Genomic DNA, 26,578 nt, shown 5'->3' with positions numbered 1-26,578 from the left:
GTCGCCACGACGGCAGCGCCAAATGGTGGGCACGGCGCGCGACCAGCGCGCGCCCTTTGCCCACCCTACGCCACCTATTTCTTCGGCGGCAGCGTTCTGACAAACGCGACGATGGCATCGAGATCCTGTGACGTCATGCTGGCATAGGCAGCATACGCCATCGGCGGCTTGAGCTTGCGACCGTCACGCGCGATGCCTTGCGCAATCGCACGTTTGATTTCGTCGTCGCTCCAGCTGCCGAGACCGGCCACGGGATCCGCGGTGATGTTGGGAGAGACGGATTCACCCCACGGCCCCCTGAAGGTGCGGCCGCCCTTGCCGCTCGCCGCAGTGAAATCGTGCACGGCGGACGGGCCTTCCGGCGTGTGGCATTCGAGGCAATGGGCGATGGTCAGGAGATAGCGGCCGCGCGCGAGCTTGTCTGAGAGTTCCTGCTCGCTCGCCTGTTTGCCGGCATAGGTCGGCACTTCCGGCTTCAACGCGATCCTGTATTCCGGCGCCGGCGTCTCGTGGCGCACCGGCGGCACGGAGCGCAAGTAAGCCGCGAGTGCGTCGAGATCGCGGACCGTGAGCACGGTGTAGAACTCGGTCGGCATGATCGGCGCAGCCTTGGTTCCGTTCGGCTTGATGCCGCTGACGAGAAACCGCTTCAGCTCGGCATCGCTCCAATTGCCGATGCCGGTGTCCTTGTCCGGCGTGATGTTGGAGCCAGTGACCTTGAAGGCCGGCTCGTCGAACGTCTGAGCGCCCGAGAGCGCGCGCGAAAGATCAAGCCCTTGCGGGCCGCGCGGGGTGTGGCAGTTGTGGCAGACCATGACGCTGTTGATGAGATAGGCGCCCCGCTCGACCAGCGTCTCGCCCATGGCCGGCGACATCAGCAGCGCAAGCGCAATGGCAATCGCAGTTCTCATGGAATCCCCCAAACGAAATCAATTCTGCAAAATCATTGTGCGCAGCATGAGAAATCGCTGCGCCATACAAAAAAGCGGCGCCCCGGGGCGCCGCTTTCTGAAACTTCCATACCGGTCGGCTTACGCCGCCTCGGCTTCCTTCTCCTGCACCGGACCGGAGTCCTGGCCCTTGGCGTCGACGTCGCGATCGACGAACTCGATCACGGCCATCGCGGCGTTGTCGCCGTAGCGGAAGCCGGCCTTGATGATGCGGGTGTAGCCGCCCTGGCGGTCCTTGTAGCGGGTCGCCAGCGTGTCGAAGAGCTTCTTGACCATGTCGACGTCGCGCAGCTCGGAGATCGCCTGGCGGCGCAGCGAGAGGCCGCCCTTCTTGCCGAGGGTGACGAGCTTCTCGACGATCGGGCGGAGTTCCTTGGCCTTCGGCAGCGTGGTGACGATCTGCTCGTGTTTGATCAGCGCGGCCGCCATGTTGGCGAACATCGCCTTGCGGTGCTCGGCCGTGCGGTTGAGCTTCCGATGAACCTTGCCGTGACGCATGTGAGTAGTCCTTACGTTAAAACTGCCGCGACGGTTCGTCGGACATGTTGCTCAGGTGGGCTGCCTGCGTTCGCCCAGGGTGGTGAATAGCGAATGGCGAGCAGCGAATAGATTCCTATTCGCCATTCGCCACTCCCAATTCGCTTAGTAATGATCCTCGAAGCGCTTGGCGAGCTCGTCGATGTTCTCCGGCGGCCAGCCCGGCACTTCCATGCCGAGGTGCAGACCCATCTGAGCCAGCACTTCCTTGATCTCGTTCAGCGACTTGCGGCCGAAGTTCGGAGTGCGGAGCATTTCGGCTTCCGACTTCTGCACGAGGTCGCCGATGTAGACGATGTTGTCGTTCTTCAGGCAGTTGGCCGAACGCACCGACAGCTCGAGCTCGTCCACCTTCTTGAGGAAGGCCGGGTTGAAGGCGAGGTCCGGGATGATCTCCTGGGCGACTTCCTTGCGCGGCTCTTCGAAGTTGACGAACACGTTGAGCTGATCCTGCAGGATGCGCGCGGCGTAAGCCACCGAGTCATCCGGCGAGATCGCGCCGTTGGTCTCGATCGTCATGGTCAGCTTGTCGTAGTCGAGGATCTGGCCCTCGCGGGTGTTCTCGACCTTGTAGGAGACCTTGCGGACCGGCGAGTACAGGCTGTCGACCGGGATCAGGCCGATCGGCGCGTCCTCGGGACGGTTGCGCTCGGCGGGCACGTAGCCCTTGCCGGTCGAGACCGTGAACTCCATGCGGATCTCGGCGCCCTCGTCGAGGGTGCAGATCTGCAGGTCCGGGTTGAGCACGGTGACATCGCCGACGGTCTGGATGTCGCCGGCGGTGACGACGCCCGGGCCCTGCTTCTTCACGACCATGCGCTTGGGGCCTTCGCCCTGCATCTTGATCGAGATGTCCTTGATGTTCAGCACGATGTCGGTGACGTCCTCACGGACGCCAGCGATCGAGGAGAACTCGTGCAGCACGCCGTCGATGTGCACCGACTGCACCGCCGCGCCCTGGAGCGAGGACAGCAGGATGCGGCGCAGCGCGTTGCCGAGGGTCTGGCCGAAGCCGCGCTCGAGCGGCTCGGCGACGATGGTCGCGAAACGCGTGGGGTCACTGCCGGGCGTGACCTGGAGCTTGTTCGGCCGAATCAGTTCTTGCCAATTTTTCTGGATCGTCACTGTTTCACCCATACAGGCCAGTCGAACTGCCGTTGCAGACACTGGCGTTGGAGAAAGGCCGCAGGCTACACCCGCGGCTTCGTACAAAAGTCATTGCGGGCGCCGATGCACCCGCAACTTGGTATCAAACGCGCCGACGCTTGCGGGGACGGCAACCGTTGTGCGGGATGGTGGTCACGTCACGGATCGAGGTGACGGTGAAGCCCGCGGCCTGCAGTGCACGGAGCGCCGACTCGCGGCCCGAACCGGGACCGGCGACTTCGACTTCCAGCGTGCGCATGCCGTGCTCCTGCGCCTTCTTCGACACGTCCTCGGCGGCCACCTGCGCGGCGTACGGAGTCGACTTGCGCGAGCCCTTGAAGCCCATCGTGCCGGCGGAGGACCAGGCAATCGTGTTGCCCTGTGCGTCGGTGATGGTGATGGTCGTGTTGTTGAACGACGAGTTCACATGCGCAACGCCGGAGGCGATGTTCTTGCGCTCACGACGGCGAACGCGGGTGGCTTCCTTGCCCATTGATGACCTTTCCTGGAGATCTCAAACGCCGCCGTAATGCCAGCGGCTACACCTGTGGAACGAAAAGCGCGTGGCGAACGGGTGTCCCCTTTCGCCACACGCCGCGATTGGATTCGAAAACTTACTTCTTCTTGCCGGCGATGGCCTTGGCCGGACCCTTGCGCGTACGCGCATTGGTGTGGGTCCGCTGACCGCGCACCGGCAGACCGCGACGATGACGCAGGCCGCGATAGCAGCCGAGGTCCATCAGACGCTTGATGTTGATGCCGACCTCACGACGCAGATCGCCCTCGACGAGATAGTCGCGGTCGATCACTTCGCGGATCTGAAGCACTTCGGCATCGCTGAGCTGATTGACGCGACGATCCGAGGGGATCTTCACCTTCTCGATGATGTCACCGGCGATCTTCGGGCCGATGCCATGGATGTACTGAAGCGCGATCAGCACGCGCTTGTTGGTGGGAATGTTCACGCCGGCAATACGGGCCACGGCCTTCTCTCCTGTTGCCGATCCCTCGTCAGGGACCAGGCTTTAAGTGCTTGCTTTCTCGGGCAGGTGTTCACAAACGCGAACACGACGCCCACCCCCGGTCTTCCTGGGGCCCGGCATCGTCTGAAACTATCCGACTTGGATGCGGGGCTTATTAGGGGATTCCAGGGGCTTTCGTCAACCGCTGCTAGCGCTTGGCTCGCTTTTTCGTGACCTTTTTTGGTCCCTTCTTCGAACCTTTTTTGACGGCTGCTTTGGCGGTCTTTTTGACCGTTTTCTTGGCTGTCTTCTTGGCGCCCTTCACGGCCTTCTTGGCCGCCTTTTTGGCGGTTTTGGCCGATCTGGCGGCCTTTTTAGCCGCTTTGGCCGGCTTTTTGGCCGCTTTCTTCCCCGCAGTCTTAGCCGCCTTCTTGGGTCCCTTGGCCTTCTTGGCCGGGCCTGTCTTGGCCGCGCTGCGGGCATGGGTCTTCGGTTCCACCGCCCCGAGCGCCAGCAGCTGGCGGTGGATGGCACGGGTGACCTCGTCGATGGCCATCATGCCGTCGATGGTCGAGAGCTTCCGCCGCTCGGAATAATAGTGAATCAGCGGCTCCGTCTGGCTGCGGTAGCTGGCCAGGCGCTTGGTCAGAACCTCCGGGGTATCGTCGACCCGGACCTCCTCCCCGCGCTCCCGCATCTGGGCGACGCGGGTCTCGACACGGCTCAGCAGCGCGCTCTCGTTGACGCGGAGCTCGATCACGGCGTCGAGCTTGAGATGCTTGTGCTTCAAGAGATCGTCCAGCGCCTCGGCCTGCGGCACGGTGCGCGGGAAGCCGTCAAGGATGAAACCGTTCTTGGCGTCCGGCTGGTCGATGCGATCGGAGATGATTCCGACCACGACGTCGTCGGGGACGAGGCCGCCACCGGCCATGATCTCCTTGGCCTTCAGCCCGACCGGCGTACCAGCCGCCACGGCCGCGCGCAGCATCTCGCCGGTCGAGAGCTGGACGATGCCATAGCGCTGCACCAAGAGCTGCGCCTGGGTCCCCTTGCCCGACCCCGGCGGTCCCAGAAGTATAATTCTCATCGGCGTACGCCCCCCGGATTGGTGAGCGATACGTCGCGCACCCGTGTTTGAAAGTTCGATAACAGTGCAAACCATAATCGGCGCCGCACCGCTACCCATATCATAGGGGAGCGAATGGCCGGACGCCAAGAAGGCCTTTGAAATCAGTGATTGTGGCGCGGTGAGAGCAGCTCTGCCGATGCGACCGAACGTCCGGCTGGTCGTCTCCGCGGACGCTGCGCGTTGCTCGCGCAGCGAATCGGCGGCGCTGTTGCGCCGCCTTCGCAGGACACAGCGCTCAGCGGCGGCGGCCGCGCAGCTTCGACTTGCGGATCAGGCCTTCGTACTGATGGGCCAGCAGATAGCCCTGCACCTGCGCCACCGTATCCATGGTGACGCTGACGACGATCAGCAGCGAGGTGCCGCCGAAGTAGAACGGCACCGAGGCGTAGGAGATCAGGATCTCCGGGATCAAGCAGACGATCGCGAGATAGATCGCACCCAGCACGGTGATGCGCGACAGCACGTAGTCGATATATTCCGCGGTGCGCTCGCCCGGACGGATGCCCGGGATGAAGCCGCCATGCTTCTTCAGATTGTCCGCGGTCTCGGTCGGGTTGAACACGATAGCGGTGTAGAAGAACGCGAAGAACACGATCAGCGCGAGATAGAGCACAAGGAACAGCGGACGGCCGTGGCCGAGCTGGGTGGTGATCCACTGGAACCATTCCGGCCCGCTGCCGGCATTGAAGTTCGCGACCGTGGTCGGCAGCAGCAGCAGCGACGACGCGAAGATCGGCGGGATCACGCCCGAGGTGTTGAGCTTGAGCGGCAGATGCGAGGACTGACCCTCGAACATCTTGTTGCCGACCTGGCGCTTCGGATACTGGATCAGCAACCGGCGCTGGGCGCGCTCCATGAACACGATGAAGGCGATCACGGCGACGGCCATGATGATGACGACCAGGATCAGGCCGGTCGACATCGCGCCCTGACGGCCGAGCTCGAGCATGTTGGCGAGCGCCGCGGGCAGCTCGGCGACGATGCCGGAGAGAATGATCAGCGAGATGCCATTGCCGATGCCGCGCGAGGTGATCTGCTCGCCCAGCCACATCAGGAACATGGTGCCGCCGGTCAGCGTGATCGCGGTCGACAGGCGGAAGAACATGCCGGGGTCGCTGACGACGTTGCCGGCGCCTTCGAGGCCCACCGCGATGCCGTAGGACTGGAACGCGGCCAGGATCACCGTCAGGTAGCGGGTGTACTGGTTCAGCGTCTTGCGGCCCGCCTCACCCTCCTTCTTCAGCGCCTCGAGCTGCGGCGAGACGGTGGTGAGGAGCTGGATGATGATCGAGGCCGAGATGTACGGCATGATGTTCAGCGCGAAGATCGCCATGCGGTGGATGCCGCCGCCGGCGAACATGTTGAACATGCCGAGGATGCCGCCCGCCTGGGACCTGAACACCTGCTCCCAGATGTTGGGATCGATGCCCGGCAGCGGGATGTAGGTTCCGAGCCGATAAACGAGCAGCGCACCCAGGGTGAACCAGATGCGCTTCTTCAGTTCGTCGGCCTTGGCGAACGCGCCGAAATTGAGATTGGCTGCCAGTTGTTCCGCTGCAGAGACCATCTTGGACTTTCTCCCGCCGCCTGTTGCGCCGTCATGCCCGCGGCCGGGCTACATTAGAGCGGACGCCGGACATTATCTGGGGCTCGGCTTCGATAAGTCCATCGTCCCGCGTGCGTAAAGGCCCGCGAGGCGCGGGCCAATGACGCAGTTGTTACGCCGCCTCGCCTTCTTCCTTGGCAGGGGCGAGGATCTTCACCGAGCCGCCGGCCTTCTCCACCGCCGCGATCGCGGTCTTGGTGGCGCCATGCACTTCGATGTTGAGCTTGGACTTGAGCTCGCCACGGCCGAGCAGCCGCAGGCCGGCCTTGGCGCGGCGCAGCACGCCGCCCTTCACCAGGGCCTCGACGTTCACGACGCTGCCGGCGTCGATCTTCTTCGCATCGACCGCCTCCTGGAGCCGGTCGAGATTGATCTCGGCGAACTCGACGCGGAAGATGTTGTTGAAGCCGCGCTTGGGCAGACGGCGATGCATCGGCATCTGGCCGCCTTCGAAACCCTTGATGCGCACGCCCGAACGCGCGGTCTGGCCCTTGCCGCCGCGGCCGGACTGCTTGCCCTTGCCCGAACCGATGCCGCGGCCGACGCGCATGCGCTTCTTGCGCGAGCCGGCGTTGTCGGCGATATCGCTGAGCTTCATCGCCCTTCTCCTTGTGTCTTGCGCATGATCGTCACCGAAGACCGGCACCCGGTTTCGGGATCATGCGCCCTGCTTACTTCTCGTCGACGATGCGGACGAGATGGTGAACCTTGTCGATCATGCCGCGCACCGCCGGGGTATCCGGCAGTTCGCTGGTGCGGCCGATCTTGTTGAGCTTGAGCCCGATCAGGGTCGACCGCTGCGAGTGATGGCGGCGGATCGCGCTGCCGGTCTGCTCGAGCTTGATCGTCTTGCTGGACTTAGCGGCGTCCTTGGCCATGGGAGTCTACTCCGAAAGCTTCCGTTAGTCGGCAGCCGCCTCGGCATCGCCGCCGATACGGCGGGACTGCAGAGTGGACACCTTGATGTTGCGGCGGGCTGCGACCGAACGCGGCGAATCCTGATGCTTCAGCGCGTCGAAGGTCGCGCGAATCATGTTGTACGGGTTCGACGAGCCGATCGACTTCGCCACCACGTCCTGGACGCCGAGCGTCTCAAACACGGCGCGCATCGGGCCGCCGGCGATGATGCCGGTACCGGCCGGAGCTGCACGCAGATAGACACGGCCCGCGCCATGACGGCCGGCGATGTCGTGATGGAGCGTGCGGCCCTCGCGCAGCGAGACCCGGGTCAGATTGCGCTTGGCCGATTCAGTCGCCTTGCGGATCGCCTCGGGCACTTCGCGCGCCTTGCCGTGACCGAAGCCGGCGCGGCCCTTCTGGTCGCCGATCACGACGAGCGCTGCGAAACCGAAGCGCTTACCGCCCTTGACGACCTTGGCCACGCGGTTGATGTGGACCAGCTTGTCGACGAACTCGCTGTCGCGCTCCTCGCGCTCCTTGCGTTCACGCCCGCCGCCGCGTTGATCGCGTCCACCACGTTGTTCGCGTTCTGCCATTTTTCCAATCCTTCAGAGGCTTACGCCTCAATCCTCAAATTCCGTTAGAAGCTCAGCCCGCTCTCACGCGCTGCGTCGGCGAGAGCCTTGACGCGCCCGTGGTAGAGGTAGCTGCCGCGATCGAACACGACTTCCTTGACGCCCTTCTCGGCGGCGCGCTCGGCCAGCAGCTTGCCGACCGCCTTCGCCGCATCGATGTCGGCGCCGGTCTTGCCGCCGTCGCGCATCGACTTCTCGAGCGAGGAGGCAGAGGCCAGCGTCTCGCCCTTCAGGTCGTCGATGACCTGGGCGTAGATGTGCTTGGACGAGCGGAACACCGACAGACGCGGACGGCCGCCACCGGAGCGGCGCAGCTTCAGCCGCACACTCCGCTTGCGCCGGGCATTCGTAACCTTGGCTTTGGACATGACCGGCTCCGTTACTTCTTCTTGCCTTCCTTGCGGAAGATGAATTCGCCAACATACTTCACGCCCTTGCCCTTGTAGGGCTCCGGCGGACGGTAGGCGCGGATCTCGGCCGCGACCTGGCCGACGCGCTGGACGTCGCTGCCGGTGACCGTGATCTCGGTGGGCTTCGGCACGGTGATCGTGATCCCTTCCGGGATCGGATAGATCACGTCGTGGCTGTAGCCGAGCGCGAGCTGCAGGTTCTTGCCCTGCATCGCGGCGCGGTAACCGACGCCGGTGATCTCGAGCTTCTTCTCGAAGCCCTTGGTGACGCCTTCGACCAGATTCGCGACCTGGGCGCGAGCGGTGCCGTAGAGCGCACGGGCGCGGTTGGTCTCGGCGCGAGGCTTGACCTTGATCTGGCCGCTCTCGAGCTTCACCTCGACGTCGTCATGGACGACGAACTGAAGCTGGCCCTTCGGCCCCTTCATCTTGACGGTCTGCCCGTCAACGGTCGCGGTCACACCCGACGGAACCGCCACAGGCCTTTTGCCAACTCGTGACATGGATCAAAAATCCTTCTCAGAACACCGTGAAGAGGACTTCACCGCCCACATTCGCGTCGCGCGCGCTGTGGTCGGCCATGATCCCCTTCGGCGTCGACAACACCGAAATGCCGAGCCCGTTGTTGACCCGCGGCAGGTTCTTCACCGAGGCGTAGACGCGACGCCCGGGCTTGGAGACACGTTCGATCTCGCGGATGACGGGCTCGCCGTCGAAATACTTCAGCTCGATCTCGATCTCGCTGCGGCCCGAGGAGTGCTCGAGCGTGGCGTAACCGCGGATGTAGCCCTCGGACTTGAGCACCTCGAGCACGTTCTCGCGCATCTTCGAGCCGGGCGTCGAGACCTTGGTCTTCGAGCGCATCTGCGCGTTGCGGATGCGGGTGATCAGATCGCTGATTGGATCGTGCGTAGACATCTAAACGACCCTCCTTACCAGCTCGACTTCACGAGGCCCGGGACCATGCCCTTGGAGCCAAGTTCGCGCAGCGCGATACGGGACAGCTTGTTCTTGCGATAGTTCGAGCGCGGGCGGCCCGACAGCTCGCAGCGTAGGCGAATGCGGGTCGCCGACGAGTTGCGCGGCATTTCCGCCAGCTTCAACGTCGCCGCGAAACGCTCTTCCATCGGCAGCTTCTTGTCGGCGATGATCGCCTTCAACCGCTCGCGCTTGGCGGCGGCGTTCTTCACCATCCGCTTGCGCCGGTTGTTCTTCTCGACTGAACTCTTCTTTGCCATGCTTGGCTCCTGGGTATCCGCGTTTGAGAGGCTTTAGGTCAGCGTCTCACTGCCGGAACGGGAAATTGAAAGCGGTCAACAAGGCCCTCGCCTCTTCGTCGGTCTTGGCCGTGGTGCAGACGGTGATGTCCATACCGCGGGCTTCCGTGACCTTGTCGAAGTCGATCTCGGGGAAAATGATGTGCTCCTTGATGCCGAGCGAGTAGTTGCCGCGGCCGTCAAAGCTCTTCGGGTTCAGGCCGCGGAAGTCGCGGACGCGCGGCAGCGCGACCGTCACCAGGCGATCGATGAACTCGTACATGCGGGCCTTGCGCAGCGTGACTTTGCAGCCGATCGGCTGGTTCTCACGCAGCTTGAAGGTCGCGATCGCGATACGCGAATAGGTCACGATCGCCTTCTGGCCGGCGATCTGGGTCAGCTCGGCGGCGGCGGTCTCGGCCTTCTTGCGGTCGTTGACGGAATCGCCAACGCCCATGTTCAGCACGACCTTGTCCAGGCGCGGAACCTGCATCACGTTCTCATAACCGAACTTCTCGGTCAGGGCCGTGCGGATCTTCGCGTCGTATTCCGCGCGCAGGCGCGGGGTGTAAGCGGCCTCAGCCATCGATCTCAGCTCCCGAGCTCTTGGCGATGCGGACCTTCTTGCCGTCCGCCAGAATCTTGAATCCGACGCGGGTCGGCTTTCCGTCCTTGCCGACATACGCGATGTTGGACAGTTGGATCGGCGCCTCTTTCGAGATGATGCCGCCCTCCTGGGCCTGCGTCTGCTTCTGGTGACGCTTGACCATGTTGACGCCGCGCACGAGCGCGGTGCCGGCGTCGGGACGAACCTCGAACACTTCGCCGGTGCGGCCCTTGTCGCGGCCGGTCAGCACGACGACCTTGTCGCCCTTGCGGATCTTCGCAGCCATCACAGCACCTCCGGCGCGAGCGAGATGATCTTCATGTGGTTCTTGGCGCGCAGCTCGCGCGGCACGGGCCCGAAGATACGGGTGCCGACCGGCTCCGACTGGTTGTTGATCAGCACGGCGGCGTTGCGGTCGAAGCGGATGACCGAACCGTCGGCGCGGCGGATGTCCTTGCGGACGCGCACCACGACGGCCTTCATCACGTCGCCCTTCTTCACCTTGCCACGCGGAATCGCTTCCTTGATCGAGACGACGATGATGTCGCCGATCGTGGCGTAGCGGCGCTTGGAGCCTCCGAGCACCTTGATACACATGACACGGCGTGCGCCAGAATTGTCGGCCACGTCGAGGTTGGTCTGCATCTGAATCATTGATGCACCTCGTCCTCTTTCTAATTGCGCCAGCCCAGCCGGCGCTCAACATTTCCCTGAAGTCAGTCGGCTAAAGCCAACAGATCAGGCGCTTTTCTTGTGCTCGCCCCGGATCACGACCCAGCGCTTCAGCTTCGAAATCGGCTTCGATTCCTCGATCCACACCATGTCGCCCGGCTTGAACTCGTTGCTCTCGTCGTGCGCGTGGTAGTTCTTCGAACGGCGGATCGTCTTCTTGTAGATCGGGTGCGTGAAGCGGCGATCGACGCGCACCACGATGGTCTTGGCCTGCTTGTCGCTGACGACCACGCCCTGCAAAGTACGTTTCGGCATCTTCGTAAGCCTCTTACTTCTTCTTCGCGCGCGTCTGCGCGGCGACGGTCTTGATCCGGGCGATGTCACGGCGAGCCTCGCGCAGGCGCGAGGTGTTCTCGAGCTGCCCGGTGGCGCGCTGGAAGCGCAGGTTGAAGCGCTCCTTCTTCAGGTTCAGGATGGCGTCATCCTGCTGGTCGGGGCTCATCGCGCGGATGTCTTCGATCTTCATCTGTGCCATGGCCATTACTCCGCAATGCGCTCGACGAAGCGCGTCTTGATCGGCAGCTTGGCGGCCGCCAGGGTCAGCGCCTCACGCGCCGTCTGGGTGTTGACGCCGTCGATCTCGAACAGCACCCGGCCCGGCTTGACGCGCGCCACCCACAATTCCGGCGAACCCTTGCCGGAGCCCATGCGGACTTCGGCCGGCTTCTTCGACACCGGAACGTCGGGGAATACGCGGATCCAGACGCGGCCGGCGCGCTTCATGTGGCGGGTCAGCGCGCGGCGAGCGGCTTCGATCTGGCGCGCGGTGACGCGCTCAGGCTCGGTCGCCTTCAGGCCGAACTGGCCGAACGCCAACGTCGCGCCCGAAGACGCAACGCCGTGGATGCGGCCCTTATGCGCCTTCCGGAACTTCGTTTTCTTAGGTTGCATCATGGCTTAAGCCCTCAAATTCCTGTCTGGCTTTAGGCTGCAGCCGTCTCGCGGCGCTGACGGCCACCGCGATCGCTGCTGCCGCCGGTCTCGCCTTCGGCCATTCTCTTGTCCTGGGCCATCGGATCGTGCTCGAGGATCTCGCCCTTGAAGATCCAGACCTTGACGCCGCAGGTGCCGAAGGTCGTGAACGCGGTCGCAACGCCGTAGTCGATATCGGCGCGCAGCGTGTGCAGCGGCACGCGGCCTTCGCGGTACCACTCCATGCGCGCGATTTCCGCACCGCCCAGACGACCCGAGCAGTTGATGCGGATGCCTTCCGCGCCGAGACGCATCGCCGACTGAACGGCGCGCTTCATGGCGCGGCGGAACGCCACGCGGCGCTCCAGCTGCTGCGCGATCGATTCCGCCACCAGCGTCGCATCGAGCTCCGGCTTGCGGATCTCGACGATGTTGATGACGACGTCGGACGAGGTGATGTCCGCGACCTTCTTGCGCAGCTTGTCGATGTCGGCGCCCTTCTTGCCGATCACCACGCCCGGACGAGCCGAGTGGATGGTGACGCGGCACTTCTTGTGCGGACGCTCGATCACGATGCGGGCGACGGCCGCCTGCTTGAGCTCCTTGTGCAGGATCTCGCGGATCTTGACGTCCTCGTGCAGCAGCTTGCCGTATTCCTGCTTGCCGGCGAACCAGCGGGAATCCCAGGTCCGGTTGATGCCGAGACGCAGACCGATCGGATTGATCTTTTGACCCATCGTTTTCTCCTGCGACCCTTAAGCCGCTGCTGCTTCGGCTTCGACCTGACGAACAATGATCGTCAGCTGCGAAAATGGTTTGTAGACACGGCCCGAGCGGCCACGGCCGCGGGCGGCAAAGCGCTTCATCACGAGGCCGTTGCCGACGAAGGCCTGCGCCACGACGAGATCGTCGACGTCGAGGTCGTGGTTGTTCTCGGCGTTGGCGATCGCCGATTCCAGGCACTTCTTCACGTCAACCGCGATCCGCTTGCGCGAGAACTGCAGGTCAGCGAGCGCCGCGGAAGCCTTCCGGCCGCGAATGAGCTGGGCGACCAGGTTGAGCTTCTGCGGACTCACCCGCAGCATCCGGGCGACCGCCTTGGCCTCGTTGTCGGCGAGGCTCCGTTCGCGCTTAGGTTTGCTCATCGTTTAATCCTCAAGCCTTCTTGGCTTTCTTGTCGCCGGAGTGGCCATGGAAGGTCCGGGTCGGCGAGAACTCGCCGAACTTGTGACCCACCATTTCCTCGTTGACGGCCACCGGCACGTGCTTCTGACCGTTGTAGACGCCGAAGGTCAGGCCGACGAACTGCGGCAGGATCGTCGAGCGACGGCTCCAGATCTTGATGACGTCGTGACGGCCGGACGAACGGGCGGCATCTGCCTTCTTGAGCAGAGAACCCTCGACGAACGGGCCTTTCCAGACTGAACGAACCATGTCCGGCGTTCCTTACTTCTTCCGCTTGTGGCGGCTTAGGAGAATGAATTTGTTGGTCGACTTGTTGGAGCGGGTCTTCTTGCCCTTGGTCGGCTTGCCCCACGGAGTGACCGGGTGGCGGCCGCCCGAGGTACGACCTTCACCACCGCCGTGCGGATGGTCGATCGGGTTCATCGAAACGCCGCGATTATGCGGCTTGCGGCCCAGCCAACGGTTGCGGCCGGCCTTGCCGATCGAGGTGTTCATGTGGTCCGGGTTCGACACCGCGCCGATCGTGCCGCGGCAACGGCCGTGCACCAGACGCTGCTCGCCCGAGTTCAGACGGATGATGACGTAGTCCTGGTCGCGGCCGACGAGCTGGGCGTAGGTGCCCGCCGAACGGGCGAGCTGGCCACCCTTCCCGATCTTGACCTCGATATTGTGGATGATCGTGCCGACCGGCATGTTGCCGAGCGGCATGACGTTGCCCGGCTTCACGTCGACATAGTTGCCGGCGACGATCGTGTCACCCACGGCCAGGCGCTGCGGCGCCAGGATGTAGGCCCGCTCACCGTCCTGATACTTAATCAGCGCGATAAACGCAGTGCGGTTGGGATCGTACTCCAGCCGCTCGACCGTCGCGGGCGCATCGACCTTGTCACGCTTGAAGTCGACGATGCGCAGCGTCTGCTTGTGACCACCGCCGCGGAAACGCACGGTGATGCGACCGGTGTTGTTGCGACCGCCCGAGGACTTCTTGCCCTCGGTGAGCGCCTTCAGCGGCTTGCCCTTGTACAGGGCCGAACGATCGACCATGACCAGCTGGCGCTGGCCTGGCGTCGTGGGATTGAATGTCTTCAGTGCCATCGTCGTACGACCTTACAGACCGGTGGTCACGTCGATCCGATGGCCCTCTTCGAGGGTCACGATCGCGCGCTTGGAGTTCGACTGCGAACCGAGATTGCCGCGGAAGACCTTGGTCTTGCCCTTGCGGACCAGCGTGTTGACGCTCTTGACCTTGACGTCGAACAGCTTCTCGATCGCTTCCTTGATCTGCGGCTTGGTCGCCTTCGCGGCCACCTTGAACAGCACCTTGTTGTGCTCCGAGGCGATCGTGGCCTTTTCGGTCACGACCGGCGACAGGATCACGTCGTAGTGGCGAGGCTCGATGTTCTTGCTCATTTGAAGCGCGCCTCCAGCGCATCGATGGCGGCCTTGGTCAGAACGAGCTTCTGACGGCGCAGGATGTCATAGACGTTGATGCCCTGGATCGGCAGCACGTCCATGTTGGGGATGTTGCGGGCCGCGGCGGCAAAGCCGTTGTTGAGCTCGGCGCCGTCGATGATCAGCGCGTTGGTCAGCCCCAGGCCGGAGAAGTGACCCAGCAGCGCCTTGGTCTTGGCGGCTTCCAGCGCGGCCTTCTCGATCACGACGAGATCGCCGTCCTTGGCCTTGGCCGAGAGCGCATGCTTGAGCGCGAGCGCGCGGACCTTCTTCGGCAGGTCGGTGGCGTGCGAACGCACCACCGGACCGAAGGCACGGCCACCGCCACGGAACTGCGGCACGCGGGCCGAGCCGTGACGAGCACCGCCGGTGCCCTTCTGCTTGTACATCTTCTTGCCGGTGCGCCAGATCTCGGCGCGGCCCTTGGCCTTGTGCGTGCCGGCCTGGCGCTTGTTGAGCTGCCACTGCACGCAGCGCGCGATGATGTCCTCGCGCGGCTCGAGACCGAAGATGGCGTCGGACAGCTGGACCGAGCCCGCTTCCTTACCTTCGAGGGTGGTGACCTTCAGTTCCATCTCACGCCTCCTGCGCAGCCGGAGCGGCGTCCGCGTCGCCAGCAACCTTGAACTTGCCGGGCTTCGGAGCTTCCTTCGGCAGCGGCTTCTTGACGGCGTCACGCACGCGGATCCAGCCGCCCTTGGAGCCGGGAACGGCGCCTTCGACAAGGATCAGGCCGCGCTCGACGTCGAGCTGAACGACGCGCAGATTGAGCGTGGTGATGCGGTCGACACCCATGTGGCCGGGCATCTTCTTGTTCTTCCAGGTCTTGCCGGGGTCCTGACGACCACCGGTCGAACCGATCGAGCGGTGCGAGATCGACACACCGTGCGTGGCGCGCAGACCGCCGAAGTTCCAGCGCTTCATACCGCCGGCGAAGCCCTTACCGACCGAGGTGCCGGTGACGTCGACGAACTGGCCGACGACGAAATGGTCGGCCTGGATCTCGGCGCCGACCGGGATCATGGCATCCGCGGTGACGCGGAATTCCTCGACCCGGCGCTTCGGCTCGACCTTGGCGACCGCGAACTGGCCGCGTTCCGCCTTGGGCATGTAAACGGTCTTGCGGGCGCCAGAACCGAGCTGGAGCGCGACGTAACCGTTCTTCTCTTCGGTGCGGTGGCCTACGACCTGGCAATTGCCGAGCTTCAGCACGGTCACGGGGATATGTTCGCCGGCCTCCGTGAAGACCCGCGTCATCCCGACCTTTTGTGCGATCACTCCGGAGCGCATCGGCTTGCTTCCTGTTCTCTTTGTCCGCTTTCGCGAACGGGATCCAAAATCTTAGAGCTTGATCTCGACGTCGACACCGGCGGCCAGGTCGAGCTTCATCAAAGCATCGACGGTCTGCGGGGTCGGATCGACGATGTCGAGCAGGCGCTTGTGGGTGCGCATCTCGAACTGCTCGCGGCTCTTCTTGTCGACGTGGGGCGAACGGTTGACGGTGAACTTCTCGATGCGGGTGGGCAGCGGAATGGGTCCGCGGACCTGCGCGCCGGTGCGCTTCGCCGTGTTCACGATCTCGCGGGTCGACGTATCGAGGATACGATGGTCGAACGCCTTGAGACGGATACGAATGTTTTGGCCGTTCATTGCCGTGGTCTCTCTTCAGTGGGTGGCGAATAGCGAATAGCGAATGTCACCACTCGCTACTCGCCGTCCCTATTCTCGTAATTACTCGATGATCGAGGCGACGACGCCGGCGCCGACGGTGCGGCCACCTTCGCGGATCGCGAAGCGGAGCTTCTCTTCCATCGCGATCGGCACGATCAGGTGCACTTCCATCGCGATGTTGTCGCCCGGCATCACCATCTCGGTACCTTCCGGCAGGTGCACGACACCGGTCACGTCGGTGGTGCGGAAGTAGAACTGCGGACGGTAGTTGGTGAAGAACGGGGTGTGGCGACCGCCCTCTTCCTTGGTGAGGATGTAAGCCTCAGCCTTGAACTTGGTGTGCGGCTTGACCGAACCCGGCTTGGCCAGAACCTGGCCGCGCTCGACGTCCTCACGCTTGGTGCCGCGGAGCAGCGCACCGATGTTGTCGCCGGCCTGGCCCTGATCGAGCAGCTTGCGGAACATTTCGACGCCGGTGACGGTGGTCTTCTGGGTGGCGCGGAGACCGACGATCTCGATTTCCTCGCCGACCTTGACGACGCCGCGCTCGACACGGCCGGTCACGACGGTACCGCGGCCCGAGATCGAGAACACGTCTTCAACCGGCATCAGGAACGGCTGGTCGATCGGACGCTCCGGCTGCGGGATGTACTCGTCGACGTTGCGCATCAGCTCGAGGATGGCGTCGTGGCCGAGCTTCTTGTCCGAATCTTCGAGAGCGGCCAGCGCCGAACCCTTGATGATCGGGATCTTGTCGCCGGGGAATTCGTACTTCGAGAGCAGCTCGCGGACTTCGAGCTCGACGAGCTCGAGCAGCTCCGGATCGTCGACCATGTCGCACTTGTTGAGGAACACGACGAGCGCGGGCACGCCGACCTGGCGGGCGAGCAGGATGTGCTCGCGGGTCTGCGGCATCGGGCCGTCAGCAGCCGACACGACCAGGATCGCACCGTCCATCTGGGCGGCGCCGGTGATCATGTTCTTCACGTAGTCGGCGTGGCCGGGGCAGTCGACGTGGGCGTAGTGGCGGTTCTGCGTCTCATACTCGACGTGCGCGGTCGAGATGGTGATGCCGCGAGCCTTCTCTTCCGGCGCCTTGTCGATCTGGTCGTACGCGGTGAACGTCGCGCCGCCGGTCTCGGCGAGGATCTTGGTGATCGCCGCGGTCAGCGACGTCTTGCCATGGTCGACGTGACCGATGGTGCCGATGTTGCAGTGCGGCTTGTTACGTTCAAACTTTGCTTTGGCCATTTGACTCTCCGTTCAATCGTCAGCTTTCAGACCGACGACAATCAGGCAAACTTCTTCTGGACTTCTGCCGACACGTTGGCCGGCGCTTCTGCGTAGTGGTCGAACTGCATGGTGAAGGTCGCGCGACCCTGGCTCATCGAGCGCAGGTTGTTCACGTAACCGAACATGTTCATGAGCGGCACCATCGCGTTGATGACGTTGGCGTTGCCGCGCATGTCCTGACCCTGGATCTGACCGCGCCGGGAATTCAGGTCGCCGATGACCGAGCCGGTGTAGTCTTCCGGGGTCACCACTTCGACCTTCATGATCGGCTCGAGCAGGACGGACTTGCCCATCTGCAGCGCTTCGCGGAAGCAGGCGCGCGAGGCGATTTCGAAGGCGAGCGCCGACGAGTCGACGTCGTGATACTTGCCGTCGACGAGCTGCACCTTGACGTCGACCACGGGGAAGCCCGCGACCACGCCGGACGAGAGCACGCTCTCCAGGCCCTTTTCGACGCCGGGGATGTATTCCTTCGGCACCGCGCCGCCGACGATCTTCGATTCGAACTCGTAGCCCTTGCCGGGCTCGTTCGGCTCGACGATGAACGACACGGCCGCGAACTGGCCGGTACCGCCGGTCTGCTTCTTGTGGGTGTAGCTGTGCTCGACCCGCTTGGTGACGCGCTCACGGAACGCAACCTGCGGCGCGCCGATGTTGGCGTCCACCTTGTAGGTGCGCTTGAGGATGTCGACCTTGATGTCGAGATGCAGTTCGCCCATGCCCTTGAGGATGGTCTGGCCGGACTCGTGGTCGGTCGACACGCGGAAGGACGGATCCTCCGCGGCGAGCTTGGCCAGCGCCACGCCCAGCTTCTCCTGGTCGGCCTTGGACTTCGGCTCGATCGCGATCTCGATGACCGGCTCGGGGAATTCCATCTTCTCCAGGATCACCTGCTTGTCGGGATCGCACAGCGTGTCACCGGTGCGCGCTTCCTTCAGGCCGGCCAGCGCGACGATGTCGCCGGCATAGGCTTCCTTGATGTCCTCGCGGTTGTTCGCATGCATGAGTAGCATGCGCCCGATGCGCTCCTTCTTCTCGCGGGTCGAGTTCACGACGCCGGTGCCGCTCTGCAGGATACCGGAGTAGATGCGGCAGAAGGTGATGGTGCCGACGAACGGGTCGTCCATGATCTTGAACGCGAGCAGCGCCAGCGGCTCCTTGTCGTCCGCCTTGCGCACGACTTCGTTGCCCTTGTCGTCGGTGCCCTTGATCGCGGGCACGTCGAGCGGCGACGGCAGGTAGTCGACGACGGCGTCGAGCAGCGGCTGCACGCCCTTGTTCTTGAAGGCCGAGCCGCACAGCACGGGATAGAACGCGCCGGTCAGCACCGCCTTGCGGATCAGGCGCTTGAGGGTCGCCTCGTCCGGCTCCTTGCCGTCGAGATAAGCGGCCATGGCGTCGTCGTCGAGCTCGACGGCGGCTTCCACCATCTTCTCGCGATATTCCTTGGCCTGGTCGACGAGGTCTTCCGGGATGTCGACATAGTCGAACTTCGCGCCGAGCGCTTCATCGTTCCAGACGACGCCCTTCATCTTCACGAGGTCGACGAGACCCTTGAAGTTGTTCTCGGCACCGATCGGCAGCTGGATGGCGACGGGCTTGGCGCCCAGACGGTCGACGATGTCGGCCAGACACTTGAAGAAGTCGGCGCCGATCTTGTCCATCTTGTTCGCGAAGACGATGCGCGGAACCTTGTACTTGTCGCCCTGGCGCCAGACGGTCTCGGTCTGGGGCTCGACGCCCTGGTTGGAGTCGAGCACGCAGACGGCGCCGTCGAGCACGCGCAGCGAACGCTCGACCTCGATGGTGAAGTCGACGTGGCCGGGAGTGTCGATGATGTTCAGGCGCTTGCCGTTCCAGAACGCGGTGGTCGCAGCCGAGGTGATCGTGATGCCACGCTCCTGCTCCTGCTCCATCCAGTCCATCGTCGCGGCACCTTCGTGCACTTCGCCGATCTTGTGGCTCTTGCCGGTGTAATAGAGGATGCGCTCGGTCGTCGTGGTCTTGCCGGCGTCGATATGCGCCATGATACCGAAGTTACGGTAGTCCTCGATGGCATGTTGGCGGGGCATGGGGTGTTCCTTGCGAGTCCGTTTGTTTCGCCGTTACCAGCGATAGTGCGAGAAGGCGCGGTTGGCTTCCGCCATCCGGTGCACGTCTTCACGCTTCTTGACGGCGTTCCCCCGGTTATTCGATGCGTCCAAGAGCTCCGCCGAGAGCCGCTCGGTCATCGTCTTCTCGTTGCGCTCGCGCGCAGCCGAGATCAGCCAGCGAATGCCAAGGGCCTGCCGGCGGGTCGAGCGAACCTCGACCGGAACCTGGTAGGTCGCGCCGCCGACGCGGCGGGAGCGAACCTCGATCGTCGGCATGACGTTCTCGAGCGCCTGCTCGAACACGCCGAGCGGGTTCTGCTTGGTCTTGCTCTCGATGATACCGAACGCACCATAGACGATGCCTTCGGCGACCGACTTCTTGCCGGCGTACATCACCGAGTTCATGAACTTCGTGACGATGATGTTCCCGAACTTCGGATCCGGGAGAACTTCGCGCTTTTCCGCTGAGTGGCGACGAGACATTGAGCTGGTTCCCGCTTACTTCGGACGCTTGGCGCCGTACTTCGAACGACGCTGCTTACGGTTCTTGACGCCCTGGGTATCCAGAACGCCGCGGAGGATGTGGTAGCGCACGCCGGGCAAGTCCTTGACGCGGCCGCCGCGGATCATGACCACCGAGTGCTCCTGGAGGTTATGGCCCTCGCCGGGGATGTAGCCGATCACCTCGAAGCCGTTGGTCAGGCGCACCTTGGCGACCTTACGAAGCGCCGAGTTCGGCTTCTTCGGGGTCGTGGTGTAGACGCGCGTGCAAACGCCGCGCTTCTGCGGCGACTGCTGCAGCGCCGGCACCTTCTTGCGCGACTTCTGCACTTCACGCGGTTGAGCGATCAGCTGGTTGATCGTCGGCATCCTGGCCTTACCCTTTGTTCTGTCGCGGCCCCTTCCGGGCCCGCTGTCTTGGCACGGCCCGTCGCCGGAACCGCAAATTCTTCTCGAGCCACCCGCCCGACGAGGCCGCTTTTTGCGGAACAATCCGCGCAAAGCGAAATTGCGCCAACCGCTCCATCAACGAGCGGAAAGCGCTTCGACGCCACAGAGGACCGCGATATTTGAGGCCGATCAGCGTAAAGCCGCGGCCTGCGCACCGAGGTCATGCATCCGAATTCGATCTCAAGAGAACGAGCTCAAGAGAACTAAAATCGCACTGGCATTGCCTAGCTATGATCGACAGCGTTTGAGCGGCATTCGTCGAGGTTGGTGCCCGCCTTAAACGAACCCCCGGGATATGGTCCCTGGCGGTCAACGGGTGGCCCGTTCCGACGTTGGCGATGCTCACCGCCTGTCGTTAAGTGAGGCGCTTTCTATAAGTGAGAATCGGTCAAGTCAAGGTGAAACGACAGTCAAAAACGCTTCTCGCGACTGTCGAAATCACTGTTTGCCGCACTCACCGCGCCGTCCGGATATGGGCATGGGCCCCCTGTTCCGCTACCCCAGCGGCCCATTTACATCCGGGCGAAATATACTTTTATATCCCTCGCTAAGGCTTTTTTTCCTGTTGGTGCGGCAATCTGCCGCCATCGGCAGAGATTTACGCCATGCGGTACACCGACATTGCCATCATCGGCGGGGGTTTGTCCGGCTCGACCGCCGCTGCGATGCTCGGCCGCGCCGGCATTTCGACAGTGATGATCGATCCGCATGAGAGCTATCCGGCGGATTTTCGCGTCGAGAAACTCAGCGGTCATGTCCAGGTCGAGCGATTCCTGAAGACCGGAATCGGAGAATCGGTCCTGCGCCGCGCCACCTTTGCCGGCGAGAACTGGATCGCACGGTTCGGCCATCTGCTCGACAAGGCGCCGAGCCGGCAGTTCAACATCCTCTACGATTCCCTGGTCACCGCGGTCCGCGACGAGATCCCTGCGTGTGTCGAGCGCATCTGCGCCAAGGCCGTTTCGGTCGAGGCCAGCGGGGAGCGGCAGCGGATCTTGCTCTCCAATGACGAGACGATCTCGGCCCGCCTCGTCGTGCTCGCCAACGGCCTCAATGTCGGCCTGCGCCACCAGCTCGGCATCGTGCGGAAGGTCGTCAGCGCCTGCCATTCGATCTCAATCGGATTCGACGTGGTGCCGGCGGGGCGGAATTCGTTCGATTTCCCCGCACTGACCTATTTCTCGGAGCGACCGAGCGACCGCATTCCCTACATCACGCTGTTTCCGATCGGCCCGCGGATGCGCGCCAATCTGTTCGTCTACCGCAGCTTCGACGATCCCTGGCTCAGCGAGCTGCGGCGCAGGCCGGCCGAGACGCTGAACGCCGCCCTGCCGCGGCTGAGGCGCATCACCGGCCCGTTCGACATTCCCGGCGAGATCAAGATCCGCCCGGTCGATCTCTATGTGAACGACGCAAGCGGCCAGCCCGGCCTCGTATTGGTGGGCGATGCCTTCGCGACCTCCTGCCCCGCCGCGGGCACCGGCTGCGACAAGGTCTTCACGGACGTCGAGCGGCTCTGCAATGTCTACATCCCGCAATGGCTCGCCTCCGACGGGATGGATGCGGCGAAGGTCGCCGCATTCTACGCCGATCCCATCAAGCGGGCCTGCGACGAATGGTCGGCGGCGAAGGCGTTCGATTTCCGCGCAGTCTCGACCGCGCCAGGCCTCTACTGGACGGCACAGCGCTGGGCGCGTTTCATGGCCTGGTCGATTCAGGGGCTATTGCGGCCGCTCGGAGGCGCCTTCGACCTGGAGCCGAACTTCCTCGGTCACTCCTCCTCGTCGTCCTCGTCCTCATCATCCTCGAGGTCGTCGTCTTCCTCGTCGTCATCCTCGCTGTCGTCATCGGCCTGAGCCGCAGCGCCGTGCGGCTGGTGCATCTGGTCGTTCCACAGCTTGCGATAGGTGCCGTTCTTGGCGAGCAGTTCGGCATGCGAGCCGCGCTCGATCGCCCTGCCCCCTGAAATCACGATGATCTCGTCCATCTCGACCACCGAGGTCAGGCGGTGGGTCGACCAGATCATGGTGCGGCCCTTGGCGACCTTCAGCAGCGTGCGGTTGATCGCGGCCTCCGTGGTCTGGTCCAGCGCCGAGGTGGCCTCGTCGAGCAGCAGCACGGAGGGATTGCGGATGATCGCGCGCGCGATCGCGATGCGCTGGCGCTGGCCGCCCGAGAGTGTGTCGCCGCGCTCGCCGACCGGGGTGTCGTAGCGCTGCGGCAGGCTCATGATGTAGCGGTGGATCTCGGCCTTCTTCGCTGCCTCCTCCACCTCCTCGTCGGTCGCGCCCTCCTTGCCGAGCCGGATGTTCTCCCGGATCGACATGTTGAACAGCATGTTCTCCTGGAACACGACCGCCATGCTCCGGCGCAGCGAATCCAGCGTCACCTTGCGCACGTCGACGCCGTCGATGGTGACGCGGCCCTCGTCGGGCACATAGAGCCGCAGGATCAAATTGAGCAGCGTGCTCTTGCCCGAGCCCGAGGGCCCGACGATGGCGATGCTCCTGCCGACGTTGAGCTTGAGGCTGAGATTGTCCAGCACCGGCGTCTGGCTGCCTTCGTACTGGAAGGTGACGTGGTCGAAGGTGATGTCGTTGGTGATGCGCGGCAGGTCGGGTGCGCCGGGACGGTCGGCGCCGCGGGTCGGCTCGTCGAGCAGCTCCTGGATATGGCGGATCGCGGCGGCCGAGGAGATTGACACCGGGATGAAGTGCATCACATGGGCGATGTTGTAGGAGACCTCCCAGAACGCGCTCTCGAAGGTGACGAAGGTGCCGATGGTGATCTGGCCCTTGGTCGCCAGATACGCGCCGATCGCGAGCACCACGAGGTGCAGCAAGAGCACGGAGATGGTGACCGTCCGCTCCACCATGGTCGACAGGAACGCGGCGGAGGCGATCCTGTTGCGGGTCTCGTCGTTGCGGAAACGGAAGAAGCCGAACATCTTGCGCTGCAGGCTGAACGCCTTGATCACCGCCTGCGCCGCCACGTTCTCCTGCACCATGCCGAGCAGCGCGCTTTCGTTGAGCTTCTGCTCGTAATTGGCCTGCACCGCCTTCGGGGTGAGGATGCGCGGGCCGATCAGCGTGATCGGGAACACCAGCAGCGCGACCACGGCGAGCTGCCAGTTCAAAAACAACATCAGGATGATGCCGGCGACCAGTTCCAGGAACGGCAGCGCCGCGCTGTTGGCGAAGGTCTTCACCGAGCCTTCGAACGCCGAGAGGTCGACGGAAAAGCGCGACAGGATCTCGCCGCGCTTGGTGCGGCCGAAATAGGCCGCCGGCAGCTCCTGGACGTGCTCGAACAGGCGCTTGCGGACGTCGGAGATGATGCAGGCGGCCAGCCGCGCGTCCCAGCGCTCGTACCAGACCGCGATGATGGAGGTGAGGATGCCGGCGACCGCGAGCACGCCGAGGATCTTGTACAGCGCCTGGAAATCCTCCTCGCCGAGCGCATCGTCGATCAGGTATTTCAGGCTGAGCGGCATGATGACGTTGAACAGCGTCTCGACGACGACGCCGAACGCCACGAACGACAGCATCCGCTTGTAGTTGGCGAGGAAAGGCTTGACGAAACCCAGGATGGTCGCGAGCGCGCCGGCGGCCTCGCGCGCGGTAAAGACGACGAGGTCCTCGTCCTCATCGTCATCATCGAGCTCCAGCTCGTCATCCTCCTCGTCTTCATCGTCCTCGTCGTCTTCGAGGTCCGGCTTGGCGGCGGCAAGCTTGTCGTCGAGCTCGGTCGCCTCTTCGGCGGCGAGCTTCTGTTTGTCGGGCGAGAGAGGCTTGGACGCCATGAAACCAACCGATGCTGACGGCCGGCATGACCGCAGAGAAAGAGATAGCGGAGAGCCGCTATTGCACCGATTCTATGCGATCAAAATGAATTCGGCAAAACAATTGGCGAATTCACCCGATCCTTGAGAGCTAGTCGTTCCTCGAGAGCTAGTCGTCGTCCTCGTCCTCGACCTTGTCGAAGAACGAATAACGCAAGCTGTCGGCGTCGGCGTACCATTGACCCGGGCCCTTGCCCGCGGCAAGCGTCGCCTCCCAGAGCGCGTCGGTGCAGTCCTTGCGGTGCATCGACAGGTCAAAGCCGTTGCCGAAAAACAGCTCGGACCATTCCCACCAGGTGCCGAGCTTCTTGACCCCGCGCAAGAGGTCGTAGCGGTCGATCACCACCGAGGCCATGTCCGAGGTGATCGAGCCGAACACGAGACCGGTCCTGACCACGCGGTTGAGCTCGCGGATCGCGCGGACCACCTGCTTCGGGGACACGTGGCAGAGGCTGGTCTCGAACACGAAGTCGAAGCTGCCGTCCTTGAATGGCATGTCGGTGATCGAGCCGAGCTTGTTGTACTTCTTCAGCGCCTTCGGCGTCTTGGCGTGGATGGCGCGGTTGTTCTCGATGCCCCAGGCATCGATGCCGCGCTCGCGCAGCGCGCCCACCAGCTCGCCGCTGGCCGAGCCCGCGACCAGGAGCTTTGAGCCCTTTGCCTTGCCCCAGACGATGCCGATCAGTTTTGTGAGATAATCGGGATCGGTGAAGTGCTTCCACGCTTCGCTGTACGGGCCGAGGCCGCGATAGTTCTCGAAATAGTCGCGGTCGATCTTGTCGGAGATCGGCTGGTCGTCCTGCGCGCGCTCGCGGCGCAGGCGCATCATCTCGGTCAGGATGATGTCGGTCGCGGCATCCGAGGAGTCGAGCAGGCCGTTCAGCGTGGAGTCGAACAGATAGTCGCCGACCACGACGATGCCGGGATGTTCCTTCGGCTCCGGCCGGTGATTGGTCATGACGTCGCGCACGGGCAAGCCGCCTGGCAGCGCGTTCACCGACGACAGCCAGCGGTGGATCTTACCTTCCATGAAATGCGCGCGGGCATCGCCGAGCGAGGCCGGCAGCGATTTCAGCGCAGCGTCGATCAGCTCCTGGTCCGAGAGGTTGGCGAAGGCCAGCGCATCGGAGCCGGGAATGAGCCAGTTCAACACGCCGTGCTTGCCGACGTCGTGGCGCGCGCCCTCGTTGTAGACGCAGCAGCCACCGAAGGCCTCCGACATGAACCAGGCGCCGGGGATCTTCTCGCCCCAGAACGGGGTGTCGAACAGGATCGAGACACGCAGATAATGCGCGGGACGGTCGAAATAGGAAACGTGCTTGACCATCGACTTGCGCAGCTGCTCGCCTTCCCACCCCATGGTGGCGAGCCAGGAATGCGGCAGGCAGACCAGCACGAGGTCGAAGTCGCGCGTCTCCGGACCCTTGCCGTTCATCATCTTGAGCTGATAACGGCCGGTCGGCGCCTTGCCGACGGTGAGCACGCGGTGATTGAGCTGGATGTCGGCGTTGACCTCCGACTGCAGGCACTCGATCAGCTGCTCGTTGCCGTTCTGGATGGAGTAAAGGCCGATATAGCCGTCGACATCCATCAGGTAGTTCTTGAGCGCGTTGAGGCCGTTGGTGTTGTGGCTCTCGGTCGCGATGTCCGAGCGCGCCATCACCTTGAAGAAGCGCTTTGCGGTCTCGTCCTCGACCTCCTCGTCGAGCACCTGCTCGGCGGTCTTGTAGGCCCAGGGATTCTCGTTGTCGTGCGCGCCGACGCCTTCGTAATATTCGATCGGCGACATCACCTCCGAGCAGCGCTCGCGGAACGCCTCGATCGCGGCCGCGGTCTTGGCGCCGTATCTGCGGCGCATGCCCGCGACATCGTCGAGTAGCTCGCCGCCGAACTGCACCTGCTCGGCGTCCATCGGAATGGTCTGAAGTCCGAAATGCTGGATCAGCTCGCGCAGCGGGTCCGGACCGGTCATCGAGTAGTCGTAGATCTCGGCAACGCCGGCCTCGTACATCGCCGGGGCGGAATCGAATTTGCGCGTGACGATCTTGCCGCCGAGCCGGTCGGATGCCTCGAAGATGGTGACGCGGCAGAGGTCGCCGAGCTTACGCTTCAGATACCAGGCACTCATCAGCCCGCCGGGGCCGCCGCCTACGATTGCGAGATCAAGCATGTCAGTTCCGTGGTCTCCGGCCCTGCCCCCGTCACGGGATCCACCGGTCTAAGCTGCCCTAGCAGAAGCGCTTTTCCGCCTGAAGGAAAGATGAACAAAGGTTGATCCCGCACCGCAACAGGCAAACAAAGCAGCAAAAA

At 63.6% G+C, this 26,578-nt stretch carries 35 protein-coding genes; 1 reads left to right on the top strand and 34 read right to left on the bottom strand.

The genetic code is table 11. The features are described from left to right. Positions 1-74: 74 nt before the first annotated feature. From QA642_RS20625 to rpsL, 32 genes are all read right to left on the bottom strand, one after another. A complete protein-coding gene (locus QA642_RS20625; RefSeq protein WP_283086240.1) occupies positions 75-911 on the bottom strand; it encodes a c-type cytochrome in 837 nt (278 codons plus the stop codon). Between the two features lie 120 nt (positions 912-1,031). Continuing rightward, positions 1,032-1,448, bottom strand: a complete 417-nt coding sequence (gene rplQ / locus QA642_RS20620) for a 50S ribosomal protein L17 (RefSeq protein ID WP_025036979.1) — start codon at positions 1,446-1,448, stop codon at positions 1,032-1,034. 144 nt (positions 1,449-1,592) lie between these two features. After that, entirely contained in the window at positions 1,593-2,624 is a 1,032-nt protein-coding gene (locus QA642_RS20615; RefSeq protein WP_035729592.1) for a DNA-directed RNA polymerase subunit alpha, read from the bottom strand. A gap of 112 nt (positions 2,625-2,736) precedes the next feature. Further along, on the bottom strand, positions 2,737-3,126 hold the full coding sequence (rpsK, locus tag QA642_RS20610) for a 30S ribosomal protein S11 (RefSeq protein WP_007603045.1): 390 nt from the start codon (positions 3,124-3,126) through the stop codon (positions 2,737-2,739). 121 nt (positions 3,127-3,247) lie between these two features. Further along, the gene (gene rpsM, locus QA642_RS20605; protein ID WP_027564395.1) at positions 3,248-3,616 is read right to left on the bottom strand and encodes a 30S ribosomal protein S13; all 369 of its coding nucleotides are present in this window, start codon (positions 3,614-3,616) and stop codon (positions 3,248-3,250) included. Between the two features lie 187 nt (positions 3,617-3,803). Next, positions 3,804-4,682 (bottom strand): adenylate kinase, encoded by an 879-nt coding sequence (locus QA642_RS20600; protein WP_283086239.1) that lies wholly within the window; start codon positions 4,680-4,682, stop codon positions 3,804-3,806. Between the two features lie 277 nt (positions 4,683-4,959). Beyond that, complete coding sequence (gene secY / locus QA642_RS20595; protein WP_027564397.1) at positions 4,960-6,291, bottom strand: preprotein translocase subunit SecY; 1,332 nt, start codon at positions 6,289-6,291, stop codon at positions 4,960-4,962. Positions 6,292-6,442: 151 nt separating this feature from the next. Beyond that, complete coding sequence (rplO, locus tag QA642_RS20590; RefSeq protein ID WP_018322273.1) at positions 6,443-6,928, bottom strand: 50S ribosomal protein L15; 486 nt, start codon at positions 6,926-6,928, stop codon at positions 6,443-6,445. 73 nt (positions 6,929-7,001) lie between these two features. Further along, positions 7,002-7,208, bottom strand: coding sequence for a 50S ribosomal protein L30 (gene rpmD, locus QA642_RS20585; protein ID WP_027564398.1), 207 nt, complete (start codon positions 7,206-7,208; stop codon positions 7,002-7,004). 24 nt (positions 7,209-7,232) lie between these two features. Continuing rightward, complete coding sequence (gene rpsE, locus QA642_RS20580; protein ID WP_283086238.1) at positions 7,233-7,826, bottom strand: 30S ribosomal protein S5; 594 nt, start codon at positions 7,824-7,826, stop codon at positions 7,233-7,235. A 44-nt stretch (positions 7,827-7,870) separates the two neighbouring features. Beyond that, complete coding sequence (gene rplR / locus QA642_RS20575; protein ID WP_007603036.1) at positions 7,871-8,233, bottom strand: 50S ribosomal protein L18; 363 nt, start codon at positions 8,231-8,233, stop codon at positions 7,871-7,873. An 11-nt stretch (positions 8,234-8,244) separates the two neighbouring features. Then, on the bottom strand, positions 8,245-8,778 hold the full coding sequence (gene rplF, locus QA642_RS20570) for a 50S ribosomal protein L6 (RefSeq protein ID WP_283086237.1): 534 nt from the start codon (positions 8,776-8,778) through the stop codon (positions 8,245-8,247). A gap of 16 nt (positions 8,779-8,794) precedes the next feature. After that, on the bottom strand, positions 8,795-9,193 hold the full coding sequence (gene rpsH / locus QA642_RS20565; RefSeq protein WP_018322269.1) for a 30S ribosomal protein S8: 399 nt from the start codon (positions 9,191-9,193) through the stop codon (positions 8,795-8,797). A gap of 14 nt (positions 9,194-9,207) precedes the next feature. After that, a complete protein-coding gene (gene rpsN, locus QA642_RS20560; protein ID WP_018322268.1) occupies positions 9,208-9,513 on the bottom strand; it encodes a 30S ribosomal protein S14 in 306 nt (101 codons plus the stop codon). Between the two features lie 46 nt (positions 9,514-9,559). Then, positions 9,560-10,117: a 50S ribosomal protein L5 gene (gene rplE / locus QA642_RS20555; RefSeq protein ID WP_018647250.1), complete on the bottom strand. Its 558-nt coding sequence runs from the start codon at positions 10,115-10,117 to the stop codon at positions 9,560-9,562. Next, a complete protein-coding gene (gene rplX, locus QA642_RS20550) occupies positions 10,110-10,424 on the bottom strand; it encodes a 50S ribosomal protein L24 (protein WP_018647249.1) in 315 nt (104 codons plus the stop codon). Before rplX ends, rplE begins: the two co-directional genes overlap by 8 nt. Beyond that, positions 10,424-10,792 carry a 50S ribosomal protein L14 gene (gene rplN, locus QA642_RS20545; protein WP_007603030.1) on the bottom strand — a complete coding sequence of 123 codons (369 nt, stop codon included), beginning with the start codon at positions 10,790-10,792 and terminating at the stop codon, positions 10,424-10,426. The genes rplX and rplN overlap by 1 nt, the downstream gene beginning before the upstream one ends. Before the next feature lie 84 nt (positions 10,793-10,876). After that, positions 10,877-11,125: a 30S ribosomal protein S17 gene (gene rpsQ, locus QA642_RS20540; RefSeq protein ID WP_007603028.1), complete on the bottom strand. Its 249-nt coding sequence runs from the start codon at positions 11,123-11,125 to the stop codon at positions 10,877-10,879. Positions 11,126-11,138: 13 nt separating this feature from the next. Further along, the gene (gene rpmC / locus QA642_RS20535) at positions 11,139-11,345 is read right to left on the bottom strand and encodes a 50S ribosomal protein L29 (protein ID WP_011088144.1); all 207 of its coding nucleotides are present in this window, start codon (positions 11,343-11,345) and stop codon (positions 11,139-11,141) included. A gap of 5 nt (positions 11,346-11,350) precedes the next feature. Next, positions 11,351-11,764 (bottom strand): 50S ribosomal protein L16, encoded by a 414-nt coding sequence (gene rplP, locus QA642_RS20530; protein ID WP_008136349.1) that lies wholly within the window; start codon positions 11,762-11,764, stop codon positions 11,351-11,353. Positions 11,765-11,793: 29 nt separating this feature from the next. After that, complete coding sequence (rpsC, locus tag QA642_RS20525; RefSeq protein ID WP_027564403.1) at positions 11,794-12,519, bottom strand: 30S ribosomal protein S3; 726 nt, start codon at positions 12,517-12,519, stop codon at positions 11,794-11,796. 18 nt (positions 12,520-12,537) lie between these two features. Continuing rightward, on the bottom strand, positions 12,538-12,927 hold the full coding sequence (rplV, locus tag QA642_RS20520) for a 50S ribosomal protein L22 (RefSeq protein ID WP_035729589.1): 390 nt from the start codon (positions 12,925-12,927) through the stop codon (positions 12,538-12,540). Between the two features lie 10 nt (positions 12,928-12,937). Beyond that, positions 12,938-13,216: a 30S ribosomal protein S19 gene (gene rpsS, locus QA642_RS20515; RefSeq protein WP_007603021.1), complete on the bottom strand. Its 279-nt coding sequence runs from the start codon at positions 13,214-13,216 to the stop codon at positions 12,938-12,940. Positions 13,217-13,228: 12 nt separating this feature from the next. After that, on the bottom strand, positions 13,229-14,062 hold the full coding sequence (gene rplB / locus QA642_RS20510; RefSeq protein WP_283086236.1) for a 50S ribosomal protein L2: 834 nt from the start codon (positions 14,060-14,062) through the stop codon (positions 13,229-13,231). Between the two features lie 12 nt (positions 14,063-14,074). Continuing rightward, positions 14,075-14,377, bottom strand: coding sequence for a 50S ribosomal protein L23 (locus QA642_RS20505; RefSeq protein WP_027564406.1), 303 nt, complete (start codon positions 14,375-14,377; stop codon positions 14,075-14,077). Beyond that, positions 14,374-14,994, bottom strand: coding sequence for a 50S ribosomal protein L4 (rplD, locus tag QA642_RS20500; RefSeq protein WP_018647243.1), 621 nt, complete (start codon positions 14,992-14,994; stop codon positions 14,374-14,376). The genes QA642_RS20505 and rplD overlap by 4 nt, the downstream gene beginning before the upstream one ends. 1 nt (position 14,995) lies before the next feature. Next, entirely contained in the window at positions 14,996-15,709 is a 714-nt protein-coding gene (gene rplC / locus QA642_RS20495) for a 50S ribosomal protein L3 (RefSeq protein ID WP_283086235.1), read from the bottom strand. Positions 15,710-15,760: 51 nt separating this feature from the next. Next, positions 15,761-16,069, bottom strand: a complete 309-nt coding sequence (gene rpsJ, locus QA642_RS20490) for a 30S ribosomal protein S10 (protein WP_002712302.1) — start codon at positions 16,067-16,069, stop codon at positions 15,761-15,763. Between the two features lie 81 nt (positions 16,070-16,150). Beyond that, on the bottom strand, positions 16,151-17,341 hold the full coding sequence (gene tuf / locus QA642_RS20485; RefSeq protein ID WP_028177965.1) for an elongation factor Tu: 1,191 nt from the start codon (positions 17,339-17,341) through the stop codon (positions 16,151-16,153). A 41-nt stretch (positions 17,342-17,382) separates the two neighbouring features. Next, positions 17,383-19,455: an elongation factor G gene (gene fusA / locus QA642_RS20480; protein WP_283086234.1), complete on the bottom strand. Its 2,073-nt coding sequence runs from the start codon at positions 19,453-19,455 to the stop codon at positions 17,383-17,385. Between the two features lie 33 nt (positions 19,456-19,488). Further along, positions 19,489-19,959: a 30S ribosomal protein S7 gene (gene rpsG, locus QA642_RS20475; RefSeq protein WP_008136420.1), complete on the bottom strand. Its 471-nt coding sequence runs from the start codon at positions 19,957-19,959 to the stop codon at positions 19,489-19,491. Between the two features lie 15 nt (positions 19,960-19,974). Beyond that, positions 19,975-20,346 carry a 30S ribosomal protein S12 gene (gene rpsL, locus QA642_RS20470; RefSeq protein WP_007603006.1) on the bottom strand — a complete coding sequence of 124 codons (372 nt, stop codon included), beginning with the start codon at positions 20,344-20,346 and terminating at the stop codon, positions 19,975-19,977. A 686-nt stretch (positions 20,347-21,032) separates the two neighbouring features. Between rpsL and QA642_RS20465 the strand changes: the two genes are divergently transcribed. Beyond that, a complete protein-coding gene (locus QA642_RS20465; protein WP_283086233.1) occupies positions 21,033-22,283 on the top strand; it encodes an NAD(P)/FAD-dependent oxidoreductase in 1,251 nt (416 codons plus the stop codon). On the opposite strand, the gene QA642_RS20460 is transcribed toward QA642_RS20465, so the two are convergent. Both QA642_RS20460 and QA642_RS20455 read right to left on the bottom strand, forming a co-directional pair. Next, a complete protein-coding gene (locus QA642_RS20460; protein ID WP_283086232.1) occupies positions 22,199-24,229 on the bottom strand; it encodes an ABC transporter ATP-binding protein in 2,031 nt (676 codons plus the stop codon). The genes QA642_RS20465 and QA642_RS20460 overlap by 85 nt on opposite strands. A gap of 148 nt (positions 24,230-24,377) precedes the next feature. Continuing rightward, positions 24,378-26,438, bottom strand: coding sequence for an FAD-dependent oxidoreductase (locus tag QA642_RS20455; protein WP_283086231.1), 2,061 nt, complete (start codon positions 26,436-26,438; stop codon positions 24,378-24,380). Positions 26,439-26,578: the final 140 nt, after the last annotated feature.

Origin of the sequence: Bradyrhizobium sp. CB2312, from assembly GCF_029714425.1 — a bacterium.
Lineage (GTDB): Bacteria > Pseudomonadota > Alphaproteobacteria > Rhizobiales > Xanthobacteraceae > Bradyrhizobium.
The sequence above is the reverse complement of the archived record's forward strand: the minus strand, read 5'-3'. Positions and strand labels throughout refer to the sequence as shown.